16 protein-coding genes and 1 other RNA gene are annotated in these 14872 nt (G+C 28.2%); 10 read left to right on the plus strand and 7 right to left on the minus strand.

Features of this window, described 5'->3' with window-relative positions; genetic code table 11:
• Positions 1-201: 201 nt before the first annotated feature.
• Complete coding sequence (locus NWE74_RS13570; protein ID WP_258243530.1) at positions 202-861, plus strand: permease prefix domain 1-containing protein; 660 nt, start codon at positions 202-204, stop codon at positions 859-861.
• 17 nt (positions 862-878) lie between these two features.
• Here the strand turns inward: NWE74_RS13570 and NWE74_RS13575 are convergent, their stop codons facing one another.
• Both NWE74_RS13575 and rbr read right to left on the minus strand, forming a co-directional pair.
• On the minus strand, positions 879-1268 hold the full coding sequence (locus NWE74_RS13575; protein ID WP_258243531.1) for a Fur family transcriptional regulator: 390 nt from the start codon (positions 1266-1268) through the stop codon (positions 879-881).
• Between the two features lie 6 nt (positions 1269-1274).
• The gene (rbr, locus tag NWE74_RS13580) at positions 1275-1811 is read right to left on the minus strand and encodes a rubrerythrin (protein ID WP_309137285.1); all 537 of its coding nucleotides are present in this window, start codon (positions 1809-1811) and stop codon (positions 1275-1277) included.
• Between the two features lie 320 nt (positions 1812-2131).
• Here rbr and NWE74_RS13585 point away from each other — a divergent pair, with 320 nt between their 5' ends.
• From NWE74_RS13585 to ssrA, 4 genes are all read left to right on the plus strand, one after another.
• Positions 2132-2443 (plus strand): DNA-binding protein, encoded by a 312-nt coding sequence (locus NWE74_RS13585; RefSeq protein WP_258243532.1) that lies wholly within the window; start codon positions 2132-2134, stop codon positions 2441-2443.
• A gap of 313 nt (positions 2444-2756) precedes the next feature.
• Complete coding sequence (gene rnr, locus NWE74_RS13590; RefSeq protein WP_258243533.1) at positions 2757-4925, plus strand: ribonuclease R; 2169 nt, start codon at positions 2757-2759, stop codon at positions 4923-4925.
• 142 nt (positions 4926-5067) lie between these two features.
• Positions 5068-5523, plus strand: coding sequence for an SsrA-binding protein SmpB (gene smpB, locus NWE74_RS13595; protein WP_258243534.1), 456 nt, complete (start codon positions 5068-5070; stop codon positions 5521-5523).
• Positions 5524-5675: 152 nt separating this feature from the next.
• Positions 5676-6024: a transfer-messenger RNA gene (gene ssrA, locus NWE74_RS13600) on the plus strand.
• A gap of 457 nt (positions 6025-6481) precedes the next feature.
• Here ssrA and NWE74_RS13605 read toward each other — a convergent pair.
• Genes NWE74_RS13605 through NWE74_RS13615 form a run of 3 tightly spaced genes read right to left on the minus strand, consistent with a single transcriptional unit; the run spans position 6482 to position 8923 of the window.
• Positions 6482-7042: a hypothetical protein gene (locus NWE74_RS13605; RefSeq protein ID WP_258243535.1), complete on the minus strand. Its 561-nt coding sequence runs from the start codon at positions 7040-7042 to the stop codon at positions 6482-6484.
• Between the two features lie 44 nt (positions 7043-7086).
• Positions 7087-8262, minus strand: coding sequence for a tyrosine-type recombinase/integrase (locus NWE74_RS13610; protein ID WP_258243536.1), 1176 nt, complete (start codon positions 8260-8262; stop codon positions 7087-7089).
• A complete protein-coding gene (locus tag NWE74_RS13615; RefSeq protein WP_258243537.1) occupies positions 8252-8923 on the minus strand; it encodes a helix-turn-helix domain-containing protein in 672 nt (223 codons plus the stop codon). The genes NWE74_RS13610 and NWE74_RS13615 overlap by 11 nt, the downstream gene beginning before the upstream one ends.
• Positions 8924-9094: 171 nt before the next feature.
• Here NWE74_RS13615 and NWE74_RS13620 point away from each other — a divergent pair, with 171 nt between their 5' ends.
• The 5 genes from NWE74_RS13620 to NWE74_RS13640 are packed head-to-tail and all read left to right on the plus strand — an operon-like array spanning position 9095 to position 12356.
• Complete coding sequence (locus NWE74_RS13620) at positions 9095-9283, plus strand: helix-turn-helix transcriptional regulator (RefSeq protein ID WP_258243538.1); 189 nt, start codon at positions 9095-9097, stop codon at positions 9281-9283.
• Positions 9284-9292: 9 nt separating this feature from the next.
• Positions 9293-9475 carry a helix-turn-helix domain-containing protein gene (locus NWE74_RS13625; protein ID WP_258243539.1) on the plus strand — a complete coding sequence of 61 codons (183 nt, stop codon included), beginning with the start codon at positions 9293-9295 and terminating at the stop codon, positions 9473-9475.
• A gap of 11 nt (positions 9476-9486) precedes the next feature.
• On the plus strand, positions 9487-11790 hold the full coding sequence (locus NWE74_RS13630) for a phage/plasmid primase, P4 family (protein WP_258243540.1): 2304 nt from the start codon (positions 9487-9489) through the stop codon (positions 11788-11790).
• Positions 11791-11804: 14 nt separating this feature from the next.
• Positions 11805-12080 carry a hypothetical protein gene (locus NWE74_RS13635; RefSeq protein WP_258243541.1) on the plus strand — a complete coding sequence of 92 codons (276 nt, stop codon included), beginning with the start codon at positions 11805-11807 and terminating at the stop codon, positions 12078-12080.
• 3 nt (positions 12081-12083) lie between these two features.
• On the plus strand, positions 12084-12356 hold the full coding sequence (locus NWE74_RS13640; RefSeq protein ID WP_258243542.1) for a hypothetical protein: 273 nt from the start codon (positions 12084-12086) through the stop codon (positions 12354-12356).
• 320 nt (positions 12357-12676) lie between these two features.
• On the opposite strand, the gene NWE74_RS13645 is transcribed toward NWE74_RS13640, so the two are convergent.
• Positions 12677-13258, minus strand: a complete 582-nt coding sequence (locus NWE74_RS13645) for a DUF4352 domain-containing protein (protein ID WP_258243543.1) — start codon at positions 13256-13258, stop codon at positions 12677-12679.
• A 613-nt stretch (positions 13259-13871) separates the two neighbouring features.
• Entirely contained in the window at positions 13872-14303 is a 432-nt protein-coding gene (locus tag NWE74_RS13650) for a GIY-YIG nuclease family protein (RefSeq protein WP_258243544.1), read from the minus strand.
• Between the last annotated feature and the right edge of the window lie 569 nt (positions 14304-14872).

The raw sequence follows: 14872 nt of genomic DNA on the forward strand, positions 1-14872 counted from the left end.
AATATAACTGATTAATATTTAAAAATTAAATTTAGTTTTTAAGAGAAAAAAGAGTATTTCAAGGTGATTTAGTTCATCTAGAAATACTCTTTTTTTATATGCACCAATATTAATTAAAAAAATATATATAAAACATAGGGATGACTGAAAAAATGAAAGGATTAATAGATAGTTGAATATAAAACTATAGGGGTGAAAAATATGAATAATAAAATTAAAAGGTATGTAGACGATTTATTTAAAAATGCACCTGAAACTAGAAAATCATATGAGCTAAAAGAAGAAATACTGTCAAATATAAATGATAAGTATAATGATTTACTAGATATGGGATTAGATGAAGCAGAAGCTTATTCAAGAGCAGTTGATAACATTGGCGATATAAATGGATTGATAAAAGACGTTAGGAATTATACAAAAGAAGAAGAAGATTATAGAAAAAAATCAAGCATAAGAACAACAATAGCCACTATGCTATATATAATGTGCCCAATACCATTATTACTCTTTGCAGAATCAACTGAAAAATTTCAAATATTAGGTGTAGTTATATTATTAGTTATAGTGGCAATAGCTACTGGTATATTTAGATATAATAATCATGATAGACCATTATCTAGAATTAATGATGAATTATATGAAGAATTTATCCAGTGGAAAGATAAAGGAAGTAAAAAAACACCTATGGAATATAGAATAAGATCAATAGTAGTCTCATTAACTTTGATAGTATACTTTATAGTTAGTTTTACTTATGATAACTGGGATGTATCATGGATAATATTTTTAGTTGGGGTATTGGTTAAAAATATTGTAAGTGCTTGGTTTGAACATCTAGAAATTAAAAAAAGTAAAGTTTAATAAATAAAAAAGCTGACTTAGATTTTTAAGTCAGCTTTTTTGCAAGATTTACAGATACCTTTAAAGACTATATTATAAGAGCTAATATCTACATCATGTTCACTTGATAGATTATTTATAAAGCACTTTATAGAGCTTGAATCAATATCATAAACTTCATTACATACATCACAAATTATGTGAGCGTGAGGTTTGATATTTTTATCAAATCTATCAGATTGATTAGGCATACTAACCTTATGAATAAATCCATTTTCAACTAATTGAGCTAGGTTTCTGTAAACCGTACCTAAACTTAAGTTAGGATTATCTTTTTTTAGAGAATTATATATATAATCTGCTGTGGGATGAATATCACTTTTCATAATAGTGTCTAATATTAATTCTCTTTGCTTTGAAAATTTCATATATTATTAGAATTTGTCAGCTTTTATTTCGAAGTAAGCCTTAGGATGAGCGCATACAGGACAGACTTCTAAAGCCTTAGGACCTACATGTATATGACCACAGTTCATGCATCTCCACTCAACATTTTCTTCTTTAACGAATACTTTTTCTTCCTGAAGATTTTTAAGTAATTCTAAGTATCTTTCTTCATGTTGCTTTTCTATTTTACCAACAGCTCTCATTAAGAATGCTATTTGCTTGAATCCTTCTTCTTCAGCATCTTTAGCGAATTGTTCATACATGTCAACCCACTCGTAGTTTTCACCACTTGCAGCATCCTTTAAATTTTCTTCAGTAGTTGGAACACCGTCATGTAATAATTTAAACCACATCTTAGCATGAGCCATTTCATTGTGAGCTGTTTCTTCGAATACAGCAGCTATTTTGTTGTATCCTTCTTTTTTAGCTTGAGAAGCATAGCAAGTGTACTTGTTTCTTGCTTGAGACTCTCCAGCAAAAGCAGCCATTAAATTTTGTTCAGTTTTAGTTCCTTTTAAATTCATAATAAACCCTCCATTAATTTAATAATAGTAATCATTACTGTTTTTATTATATTCCAAAAAATAAATATAGTCAACCATTTTTTGGAAATAAATTAGTAGATTTAAAAATAATTTATAAGCATATTGCGATATACACTTTCATTACAATATAAAAATCTAAAAATATATAAGGTTAAAATCAGACTTATTAGTTATAAATGTTGAAAAATACACAAATTTAACGTAATAAAGTTGTAATAAACAACAAGGATTTTAAAAAGTTTTAAAGAAATCAATTGTTATGATTGGTACAACACTACTGAAACAAGGAGGAATTAATTATGGCAATGTTTAAAATGAAAACTGAAGATGAGTGGAAGAAAAGTTACATATTAGAGTTTAATGAGATGAGAGATGCATATGAATCTAAATTAAGAAAGAAGCAAGATGAAATTGATAATTTAAAACAAGAAATACTAAGATTAAGAGATAGAAAAAATACATTAAGACCAAAAGAAAAACAAATTTCAGATATTGATATACAAAGTATAAAAGATTTAAGATTTTGTGGACTTAGTTATAGTGAGATATCAAGAAAAACAAGATGGAGTAAAGCGACTATAAGTAGAGTATTAAACGGACTTTATGATTAAATTTATTATTATTAAATACCAAAAATAGACATGTATCAAAATATGTCTATTTTTTTTGAATAACGGAAAAACTAAATATATATAAGTTTAATTTACCAATGTATGGCAATGGTGTATAATAAGGAAATAGTATTATAAAAGTTTAGTTTATATATGTAACTAAACTAAAAGAAACGGATAGATTTAAACTAAAAAATAAGAAATAAAAATTAGTATCAATTATATATTTAAAGAAACATAAAATACAGTATAGATAGTTTTTTATATTATGCAATTGATATAGATATAAAATACAAAAATAGGAGGTACTTAAATGTTACCAGGACTTAAAGAACGTTTATTAGGACTAATAAATGAAGAAGCATACAATCCTCTAAAAAAAGAAGAATTGGCAATTATATTTGATATACATTCAACAGAAATGCCGATGTTTTATAACTTTTTAGAAGAATTAGAAGAAGACGGATATATATGTAAAACTAAAAAAGGTAAAATAGCATCAGCTAAACAAATGGGATACTTTGTAGGAAAATTTGTAGCTCATAGAAAAGGATTTGGGTTTGTTGAGTCTGATGAAGAATATACACAAGACTTATTTATACCAGCAAGTGAAATAAACAGTGCAATGCATAATGATAGAGTTGTAGCTGAAATAGTAACACCTGCTACAGATGAAAAAAGAGCAGAAGGTAGAATAATAAAAATATTACAAAGAGAAGTAACTAAAGTAGTTGGAGTATTCCAACCAAGTAAAAGCTTCGGATTTGTTATACCTGATGAAAAGAAATTTAACCAAGATATATATATACCTAAAAAATATTTCTCTGGTGCAAGAGATAATGATAAAGTAGTATGTCAAATAACTGTATGGCCACAAGCGGGTAGAAAGCCAGAAGGTAAAGTAGTAGAAATACTAGGACAAAAAGGTACAAAAGAAGTAGAAATACTTTCTATAATAAAAGCACACGGATTACCTGAAGAGTTTCCTAAAAGAGTATTAGAAGAAGCGGAAAATGTAGCAATAGCTATACCAGAGGATGAATTAGATAGAAGAGTAGACCTAAGAAACTTAAACATATTCACAATAGATGGTGAAGATGCAAAAGACTTAGATGATGCTATATCTATAGAAGTATTACCTAATGGGAACTTCAAACTAGGAGTTCATATAGCTGACGTTACTCACTACGTAAGAGAAAAAAGTAAGCTAGATAAAGAAGCTTTAAAAAGAGCAACTTCAGTTTATTTAGTAGATACAGTAATACCAATGTTACCTAAGACACTATCTAACGGTATGTGTAGTTTAAATCCTAATGAAGATAAACTTACATTATCAGTATTTATGGAAATAGACAGAAAAGGTACAGTTAAGAAATATGATATACAAGAAACAGTAATAAATTCAAAAGCTAGAATGACTTACACAGAAGTTTCAGATATATTAGAAAAAGATGATGAAGAATTAAAAGCTAAATTTGCTCATGTAGTAGAAGAATTTAAAAATTCAGAAATATTAGCAAGAATACTTATGGATAGAAGAACAAAAAGAGGAGCAATAGACTTTGACTTCCCAGAAGCTAAGATAATATTAAATCCAGAAGGAACAGTTAAAGATATAAAACATTATGAAAGAAGAATATCTAATAAAATAATAGAAGAATTCATGCTTATAACAAATGAAACAGTAGCAGAACATTACTTCTGGTTAAACATGCCATTTGTTTATAGAATACATGAGACTCCATCACCAGAAAAAATGCAAGATTTAAATAAATTTATATCTACATTTGGATATACTATAAAAGGTGATTTAGAAGAAGTTCATCCAAAAGCATTACAATCTATAATAGAAAATATAAAAGGAAAAAGAGAAGAAGAAGCTATAAGTACAATAATGTTACGTTCATTAAAGCAAGCTAAGTATTCACCAGAATGTAGTGGTCACTTTGGTCTAGCTGCACAGTATTACAGTCACTTTACTTCACCAATAAGAAGATATCCTGACTTACAAATACACAGAATAATGAAAGAACATTTAAATAACAAAATAAATAATAAGAGACAAGAACAACTTACTAATATAGTAGAATATGCATCAGTTCAATCATCAGAAAGAGAAAGAGCAGCAGAACTTGCTGAAAGAGATGTAAAAGATTACTACAAAGCTGTATATATGTTAGACAAAGTTGGAGAAGAATTCGATGGTATCATATCAAGTGTAACATCATTTGGTATGTTTATAGAATTAGATACAACAGTAGAAGGATTATGCAGACTTGCAAATATGGGAGATGATTATTATATTTATGACGATATGACATATACTATAATAGGAGAAAGAACTAAAAAGACTTATAGAATAGGTGATCCTGTAAGAATTAGAGTTGAAAATGTAAATGTTGATTTAAGAGAAATCGACTTTAGAATACTTTATAAAATAGAAGATGACAATCAAGAAACTCAAGTAGAAGATGAAGAATAATAACAAATAAATAATAAGACCCTACAAAATGAATTGTTAGGTATTTAAGTAGGGTCTTATAACTTGACTAGTAAGTATAGATATGGTATATTTTTACTTATAAATGTTAGTGAAGAAATTTTAAAGTTAAGAAGGTGAGAGTATGGCAGGAACAAAAACATTAGCTACAAATAGAAAAGCAAGACATGAGTATTTTATAGAAGAAACTTATGAATGTGGAATCGAATTAAAAGGTACAGAAGTAAAATCAATAAGACAAGGTAAAATGAACCTAACTGACGGATATGCATCTGTAGACAATAGTGAAGTATTTTTAAAACAAGTTCATATAAGCCCATACGAACAAGGAAATAGATTCAATGTAGATCCTTTAAGAACTAGAAAATTATTACTTCACAAGCATGAAATAAGAAAACTTATTGGACTTACAACTATAAAAGGTTATTCATTAATTCCTTTAAGTGTATATCTTAAAAATGGAAAAGTTAAAGTACAATTAGCATTAGCTAAAGGTAAGAAGTTACATGATAAACGTCAAGACTTAGCTAAAAAAGATGCACAAAGAAATATAGAAAGAGAACTAAGAGGAAAATATTAATAGTAGTTACAAATACTATAATATAATCCACTAAATAACATTGATTTTTAATATGAAAAGTATTAATATATATATCAAGATAAACAACTTAATACAGATGGTGAAAAACAAGTTTGCGATAGAATTACAGTCCAAGGACTTAAAAATACCACGGGGGCGTAAAGGTTTCGACGTGGGTTTGGAACTTGGGGCTGCGTGTCGTGTTACTCTGGGTCACGTAAAAACTGGGGACTTAAAATAAACGCAAACGATAATTACGCTTTAGCAGCTTAGTACTGCTCGTCCCGCCTCAGCCCTCCTGCCGGCTAGGCCTGGACGTCAACTATGCAGGGAACTACTTTTTGGGTGTCTCGACCTAAAGTGGACTAATTGGGACTGGTCAATCACATAGCCTGCCGCTGGGCGATGTGGGCGACGAGAATCTAAATCAGTTGGCTACACACGTAGATGCAACGAGGAAAGGATTTGCGGACAGGGGTTCGACTCCCCTCGTCTCCACCAATTAAAGCTATATAATGGCTAAATATATTGGAATTACTAGGGTTTAACCTTTGGTAGTTCCTTTTATTTTGTTAAAATACACACATCAGACACACATCCAGTTAAAAAGTAGCCTATTTTGGGGCATATTTACCATAATTATAATAGTGATGCAATGGATCCAGGTCTTGGTTAATTGATAGAGTGAGTATAATTAATTATTCATTTTTTTAGAAAAAGTTAAAAAAGTGTCTTTAGTGTCTTTAAAGTATCTTTATATATTGGAAATACTAAGGTCTAGGAATTATACAAGTATCTTTATGTATCTTTATAAATATCTTTAGTATCTTTAAACTATCCTTAATATATAAAAATCTATTCAAAACCTAAAAACCAGGAATATATTAGCATTATTATTAAAATGGTACAAGAAAAAAAGAGAAGCCATATATAGCTCCTCATTATCTTATTTATTATATTATCTCCACTGCCATATTATCAAATCTAGCTTCTTTATATCAGTTAGATTATTATGATTGAAATAAGCATCAAATATATCTACTATATACTTTGACCTATCGATTTTAAGTATTTCATTGAGCATATTGTTGACTTGATAGTATTGATCTATAGTATAAGTTATATTATCAGTGCCATATTTTCTTACCAATCCTAAATTTTTATATACCCAAGAGTCTATAACGGCTTTATCAGTATTGATTGTAGCCACTATCTTACTTGCATACGATGGTTGTATAGTTCCTGTTGCTCTATACAACTCTCTTAATACATATTCGAATTTAATATCTTTATTGTTTTTATTTTCTTCTAGTATCCTAAATATACATTCTTTTATACCTCTAAATTTATGTACTTGTACTTGATAGAACCTTATAAATATGTCTTGGAATATTATATCTTCCATTACATTAACTTTATGTAAATTATCTTGAATATAATTATACCTAATTAGTCCATCAGATAACTCCTTTTTGTTCATAATTTGTATAAGTTCTTGGTTTGTTAATCTTTCTAACATTTTTATATCTCCATTTGTATTACCTAAATTAATTTTATTATTTTCTATATTACAAATATATTATTAAGTTTTTCAACGGCTTCCAGTTTAGTATCTTCCATAACATGAGTATATATATCCATGGTAATACTAATATCATAATGACCCATTAATACCTGGACTGTCTTAGGTGGTACATTGTTTTCAAATAACCTAGTAGCATATGTGTGCCTTAGTGCATGAAACTTAATAGGCTCTATATCTAACTTAGTTAATATGGTTTTTAAATTTCTTCCAGGTCTTTTATCATCAATAGGATTGCCTATATCATCTGTAAATACATAGTTATTATTGATATAAGCTTCTCCAACAAATAACCTTTGTTTACCTTGTACCTTTTTATGTTCTTTTAACTTAGTTAGTATATTAGTTGGTATTGGTATAACTCTATTACTATTTTTAGTTTTTGGTATTTGCTCTATAATCTCATAGTTACCAGTAACCTGGTTTTTAACTCTTGATAAAGTTCTGTTAACTGTTAGCATCCCAGTATTAATATTTATATCCGACCATTTTAAGCCTAATAACTCACCTAAACGTAAACCAGTACTAAGTGCAATTAAAAATAATATTTCCAGTTTATGACCTTGTATAGCTTGTATAAACCTTTGTTGGTCTTGTTGGCTTAATACTTTTATATCCTTCTTAGTATCATCCTTTGGTAATGTAACCATCTTACAATAATTCTTTTGAATATATCCTTGCTTTTCGGCTTCACCTAAACATGGCTTTAACCTGGTATTTAATCCTTTTATAGTTGATGGTGGCTTATTATCTTGTTTTTGAAGCTTGTTATAATACCTTTGTATATGTGTGGCTCTTAAATCCTTTAATTTAACTTTGCCAAGTTCACTATCTTTTATATAGTTCCTATATATACCCTCGTATTTCTCAAATGATTTAGGCTTCAAGTCCTCCATGCGATAATCATATAACCATGTATAGTACCATTCACTTAGAGTTATTTTATCATCAGTAGATATGGTACCTAATAACATTTCTTTTTTATATTCTTCAAGCTTCTTTTTAACATCACTTTGAGTTTTTCCAGTAAATTGTTTTCTAACTTGTTTACCGTTATCATCATAACCTATCATGATAGAAGCCCTCCAACCTTTTTGGACTCCATTTCTAATATTCTTAACTATTGTACCCTCTCCATTGGCTCTTTTATTCGCCATCAGTACCACCACCATATATATTATTCATTGATTTTAAAGTATCTATCATATCTTTTTGTAAATTATTCATTGATTTTAAAGTATCTATTTGTGTCTCTAGTCCTTTTATTATAGATTTTAAATCATTGATTTTAGATATATATATCATTTCTAATTGTTTAGGATTTATTTTGTCATGTAGTGGTATTTGGTTATTAAGTTCTTCGCTAAAGTCTATTTTATATTTAGATGTTATTAACTCTTCATAACTCATATTATCAGTATAATTGTTTATTATCTCATCATATTTAGATGTATTATCACTTTTATTATTTTCATCAATATATTTTTCACCAAACTTATCGAATAATAGTTGTATATCCTTTGAATTATATATATCCAACTTAGTTATATCATTATTTATTGGTTTTTCTTTATAATGTTTTGAAGCTTCTCGACTCTTAGTAATAGAACTTAAACCATGATTACCTTTATCAGTTAAATCATTTACATTGATATTTAAAGCCTCTGATATATCATTTAATACCTTTAATGATGGTACTATGTGATTTGATTCATACTTTTGTATAGTTCTTAATGATTTATTTAATTTATTGGCTAACTCAGTTTGAGTTATTTTATTTTTCTTTCTATATTTTTTTATATTATCTCCTATATTCATTTTAAAACCCTCCATGTATTGAGTTGTATTATCTATTATTAACTTATATTAGCATTATAACACAATGTGAAACAAAAGTTCATAAAAATATAAAAAATATTGACCTGTGAACAAAAAGGTCGTATAATGAAATCAAAATATGAAACAAAAATACGTAAATGAGGTGATAAAGTGATAAATTTAAAAATAGCTAGAGTTAAAAATAACTTAACTCAAAAACAGTTAGCCGAATTAGTGGGAGTATCATCATCAACGATAAACCGTATAGAAACTGGTAAACAAGTTTTAAAAGTAGATATGTTAAATAAGTTGGTAAATATATTAGAAATACCAATAAATGATTTATTAGAGGTAAAATAGGAGGAGTAAATGGATAGTAAAAAATTAATTACGGTTAAGGAGTTCGCCATGGAGTATGGTATAGGAACTAATAAAGCTTATGAGATGGTAAATTCTAAAGGCTTTCCAGTAGTAAAGTTAGGTAGAAAAATATTAGTAATAAGAGATAGAGTAGACGAGTTTTTATATAAGAACATAGGAGTTACATTTTAGGAGGTGGTAAATTGTTAGACATATTTAAGGTGGTAGAAGCTAAAGAACTTTTACCAATAGTACCAGTATTTAATTATACTAATAAATCAACTATACCATGGAAAAAGGAAGTTAACTGGATAAAAACTAAAGAGGAATTAAGAGACCAGGGCGAGTTGTACCAGTATATTAATAATAAGGATGAAGTTAAAAAAGGTATGATAACTGGAGGAGCATTAATAACTGGTAAATCTAGTAATATAATGGTTTTAGATTTAGACCGTAACCATGGAGACAGTACAAAGGATGGAGTAGAAGCCTATAAACAAATGGTAGAAGGTTTAGGAATGACCGAGGATGAGCAACAACAAGCATTTAATACATTTACTGTTAAGACTCCAAATGGTGGTTTACATCTATATTTTAAGTATAGAGAAGGTTTAAAAAATAATAGTAATAGTGAGTTATCAATAGATATTAGAACAGATGGAGGTATCATAATTACTCCAGGCTCACTAAGGAAAGTAAAAGACGAGATTAAAGAGTACACAGTTTATAAAGATAATCCAGTTTATAATATGCCTACATCATTATTTGATAAACTTACTGAATACTTTGGAGCAACTAAAACCAATGTAGATGGTAATAGAAAAGCTAAAAAGAAACCAGGTAGACCATCTAAAAGTAATGATTTTTACACAGTTACTAATGAAGGTGGGAGGGATGATGCTTTAATTAAATATTTAGGTAAGGTTATAACTCAACCAATGTTTAGAAGTGTCCACGAGTTACTACCAGTAGCTATGATGTATAACCAATGCTACATAAATCCACCTTTAGAACCTCAACAAGTCCAGGAAAAAGTTAATAGTATATTATCTTATGCTAAACCAGTCTACTGTACTGATAAAGGTAGAATTATAAATGGTTCCTTGGTTAAATATGTACTTGATAAGGCTCCATCATATGTAAAAGGTAATATGTTATATATCTACAATGAAGAACTAGGAATATATGAATATATGGAGATTAGAGACCAATTAAAGCTATATTATGACCATGTGGTTATGGATGAGGATATAGACCCAGGTAAAGCAGATAAATTCGCTAAAACAATTCACTCAATAGCAGAAAATCACAAAGAATTATTTAATTATGAGAATAGATATATAAATTGTTTAAATGGTGTTGTAGATACCGATACTGGAGAACTACTGGAGTTTACATCTGATATAAAACTAGATACTAAATTCAATGGTAACTATACAAATGATATAGATAAATATAAAAATGATTATAATAATTCAAAGTTTAAAAGCTTCTTAGAAAACATACTTGATAGTGGTACGATTTTAACACTCCAAGAAGCTTGGGGAGTTATGTTATGTCCTAATGCTACAAAGGTACAACAATGTTTTATATATAAAGGTGAAGGATCTAATGGTAAATCTAGTTTATTCGATATACAAACGGCTTTATTATATGATAAGGATAAATCAGTATGCGGTATAGGTCTTGGTAAGTTTGGGGATGAGTTTATCATGGCAATGGCAGAAGGTAGAAGGGTAAATATAGTTAGAGATGATACAGTAGAAGGTAAAATCAATGGAGTTTTTAAAAGTGCCGTATGTGGTGAAGAAATAACAGTTAATAAGAAAAATAAAGACCATGTACAAATGAAGTTTAACATGGCTTGGTTCTATGGTTTAAATAGGATGCCAGTAACCAATGATAAAAGTTATGGATTCTTTAGGAGACCAATATTTATACCATTTACAATTCGTTTCGGAACAAAGGAACAAGTAGAACGAGGAGAAGCCGACAAGGTGGGAGTACCTGGAATAGTAGAGGAGATTATCTCCAATGAAATGGATATAGTTTTCATGTGGGCATACGAAGGACTAAAAAGAGTAAAATCTAATAACTGGAAGATAACTCAAAGTGAAGCATCTATCAATGAGATGGAAGAATACAAAGAAGAAGCCGACTCGTCATATGCTTTTTATAAAGATAAACTTGTTAGGGTTCAAGGATATAATGTTCATGCTAAAACCTTATATCAAGCTTACAAAGATTGGTGTTTTACAGAGGATATAAATAGCCCAATGAATGTAACACAATTTGGTAGACAAATGGCATCATATGGACATAAAAAAAGTACTGGAATGGCTCATGATATAGGCAAACCAGGTAATACAGTATTCTTTAATGTTAATTATAAAAAGAATGTATATATACCAGTAGAAAATAATAAAAAGGTATTTGAAGAAACTAAACAAAGTAATTTTATGGAAGTAAGCTTCAAACCATCTAATACTGGAGATTCACCATTCTAATATATGGGGGTAACATGGATATAAATACTAGAAACTTATTAAATGAATATATGGATGTATTGTTTAGGATAACAGTAGCTGACCATTGGTTTAATGCTCTAGGTAATAAGAGTAAATGTAATACAGATTCAAGGGAATATATAGACCTATGTAATCTATTTGATAGGATGGTTCCATTATATATAAGCCTAAGAGAACTAAATATAAATCCACCAAGATGGATAAATGATAATTTAAAAATAGACCAATTAATAGAAGAATATAAGATAAATAACAAGGAGGTAATGTAATACATGGTAAATAGTGTTAAATTTGAAGGAATAAATAAAGGCGTAACATTTAGCAATAATCAGATAGTTAAATTCAAACTGGAAAATATAGGTAAAACTAAGAAAACGGCTCTAATAACTTGTTTTAAGGAAGAATATTTCGTGGATATAAAAGAAAGCAAAAATAAAACCATCCTAATAGATGGCGAGTTTTTCGAATCCAACTACCAAGATAAAAAAACTGGTAACTGGATAAATGGTTACTGTATCAATGCTAAGCAAATAACTATAAAATAATATTTATTTAATATAGAGTAGGAAGAAGGTAAGAGGTCTCCTACTCTTTTTATTATGCTCTATTAGAATACATACATATGTATGAACTAATAAAAGTATAGCATAATTTACTAAAAAATAAAAAGAAAAACGTAATGTAAAATTAAAACATGATATGAGCATGAGCGATATATATAAACTATTATTAGAAGTTTTAATAGTTTTTTATATTTATTATAAAAATAGTTACAATACATGACAGATAAAATAGAAATAATATATGTCGAGATATAAAAATACTAGAGTATTAATTTACTCTAGCATTAGTTTACATTAATTATTTATTCAAATGTAGTAGTTATTTGTTGTAAAGATTTATTTTCACCTAAGTCTAGTGATATCATTATATCTTTTATAGTTGCACCTTCTGAAGCCTGGAAAGTTATATCTCCCCTAAGTTTTCCATTTGCCGGTAATGTAGCATCTAAGCTTCCATTTTGCTCAGCAGTTATTGTTAAACTTGCTTTTCTTGACTCTGTATCAGTAGCTTCAAAACACATCGCAGTTGATACTGGTATATCATTTTCAGTGTGATTAGTCATTAATATGTCAAATGTATAAGCATCTTTTATTTCTCCACCCATATAGTCTACTGCTTTTCTGACTTCTAATATTTCATAATAAACATCGTGATTTTCACTAAGTGAACTTTTTTCACCTTGTTGATGTTCGTGTGAATCATTTCCATTTATTCTTTCCATGCATACTCCATACTCGTTACTTTCTTGCTTAGTTTCTTTCTTACTTTCAGTAGCAACTTCTTTTCCTGGACTCTCTTGGTTACTACCATTAGACCCACATCCTACTACTGACATTCCTGATACTAAAATCATACATACTAATAATTCTTTTGCTAATTTCATAAAACATCCCCCTATATTTTTGAATTGCAGTAGAATTATATCATATATCACTTGCTGTAATTTGTAGAAATATGTATTAATACAACTTTGAAGTTAATACAAGTACGCTTGATGATTTATTAAATATAGATTTAGAATCATTGGAGCCATTGGAGATGGATTTATATTAACCACAAGATAAGCACAAGGTTACTCGGAAATGATAAGGTAACGGTAAGATTAGGGTAAGGTATGTCAAGGTTAGGACAAGGTACCCCAAGATTACAACAAGGTGCACCGAGTTTTTAACGAGGTATGCTAAGTTTTGCTAAGATTTATATACTAAGATACCCTAAGGTTTTACTAAGGTAACGGTGAGATTAGGGCTAGGTAATACCTCATTAAACATTACTTTAAAAATCCTAACATTTGCTAACAATAGAAATTAACTAAACTTGACATTTAAACCTTGTAAAACCTAGTATTTATAAATTGAATTTCCCTAATTTCCTAAAAAAAGAAGCTAAAAAAGGGCTAGTTTATCCACTTTTAATATACCACAAGTAATACATAGCACTTATAAAAGTAAAATATATTTTCATAACCTCTAAATATTCACTATACATTAAATCACCTACTTTATTAAATATATTATTCCAATTAAAAGTAATATAGCAATATAAGAAGCCACAAACCAATTACTATTTTTAGGTTTTTCTATTTTACTATTAAAATCTTTTAAAGTTCTGTAAGGCTTCCATTTTTCCATATCATCATATTGTTTAATAGATCCATAAGTACCAAAAGGGTTTTTACTTTTATCTCTTTTATTAAACTTAGGTTTATATTTATCTATTAAATATTCTTCTAAACTTTTACATTCTAAATTATTATCTAGCTTAACTATGTCAACTCTAGCCGTTTGAGAATAACAGTCTTGTGATAAATGGCCATTTGGTTTAAAATGTTGGTTCATTATTCTTCGCCAGGCATTATTTGTCATACCTATGTAAATTATATTTTTATCTCTATCAAGAAACCTATAAACGGCATATCCTTTATACATTTAATCACCTACTTTATCAATTTAATAATAAGAGTATTTACCAATTAACATAATCCTATAAGCTTCTATATGATAAGTACATGGTTACTGAATTAATTTACAATAGATTTTATAGTTGTATTTTTAGAAGAAAAAACTATTTTAGAGATAGTAAAGACTCTTTAGAGATATTTATAAAGAGTACCTAAAGACCCCTAAACCCGAGTATTTACAATAATTAAAGATACTAAAGACACTAAAGAGGGTAAAAAGTTGTGTAAAAAAACAATTAATTATTAAAAAAAAATTATATCATTATAAAATATAAATCTCATCCTCATGTATTTAATAAAAAATAATAGCACACATTAAACACACAATAAACACACAATAAAATAATAAATATTAATATAATATAAAATTATAGAAGCTTAAAATATAGGTATATACTGGTTTATAAACTTATATAAAATTATGTAATATATATAGAATAGATTCCCCTCGTCTCCACCATTGAAATCCACGAAAAAGATATTGACATAAATTTATGTTAATATCTTTTTTATTTTATAAACTATTGAATACGTATT

It is taken from the genome of Romboutsia lituseburensis (assembly GCF_024723825.1).
GTDB classification, from domain to species: Bacteria; Bacillota; Clostridia; order Peptostreptococcales; family Peptostreptococcaceae; genus Romboutsia_F; species Romboutsia_F lituseburensis_A.

Coding starts and splice junctions, on each gene's coding strand:
- NWE74_RS13615 (WP_258243537.1), bottom strand. CDS start 8,923: ATGAATATAGGAGATAATATAAAAAAATATAGAAAGAAAAATAAAATA.
- NWE74_RS13610 (WP_258243536.1), bottom strand. CDS start 8,262: ATGGCGAATAAAAGAGCCAATGGAGAGGGTACAATAGTTAAGAATATT.
- NWE74_RS13625 (WP_258243539.1), top strand. CDS start 9,293: ATGGATAGTAAAAAATTAATTACGGTTAAGGAGTTCGCCATGGAGTAT.
- NWE74_RS13605 (WP_258243535.1), bottom strand. CDS start 7,042: ATGTTAGAAAGATTAACAAACCAAGAACTTATACAAATTATGAACAAA.
- NWE74_RS13645 (WP_258243543.1), bottom strand. CDS start 13,258: ATGAAATTAGCAAAAGAATTATTAGTATGTATGATTTTAGTATCAGGA.
- NWE74_RS13635 (WP_258243541.1), top strand. CDS start 11,805: ATGGATATAAATACTAGAAACTTATTAAATGAATATATGGATGTATTG.
- smpB (WP_258243534.1), top strand. CDS start 5,068: ATGGCAGGAACAAAAACATTAGCTACAAATAGAAAAGCAAGACATGAG.
- NWE74_RS13570 (WP_258243530.1), top strand. CDS start 202: ATGAATAATAAAATTAAAAGGTATGTAGACGATTTATTTAAAAATGCA.
- NWE74_RS13640 (WP_258243542.1), top strand. CDS start 12,084: ATGGTAAATAGTGTTAAATTTGAAGGAATAAATAAAGGCGTAACATTT.
- rnr (WP_258243533.1), top strand. CDS start 2,757: ATGTTACCAGGACTTAAAGAACGTTTATTAGGACTAATAAATGAAGAA.
- NWE74_RS13575 (WP_258243531.1), bottom strand. CDS start 1,268: ATGAAATTTTCAAAGCAAAGAGAATTAATATTAGACACTATTATGAAA.
- NWE74_RS13650 (WP_258243544.1), bottom strand. CDS start 14,303: ATGTATAAAGGATATGCCGTTTATAGGTTTCTTGATAGAGATAAAAAT.
- rbr (WP_309137285.1), bottom strand. CDS start 1,811: ATGAATTTAAAAGGAACTAAAACTGAACAAAATTTAATGGCTGCTTTT.
- NWE74_RS13585 (WP_258243532.1), top strand. CDS start 2,132: ATGGCAATGTTTAAAATGAAAACTGAAGATGAGTGGAAGAAAAGTTAC.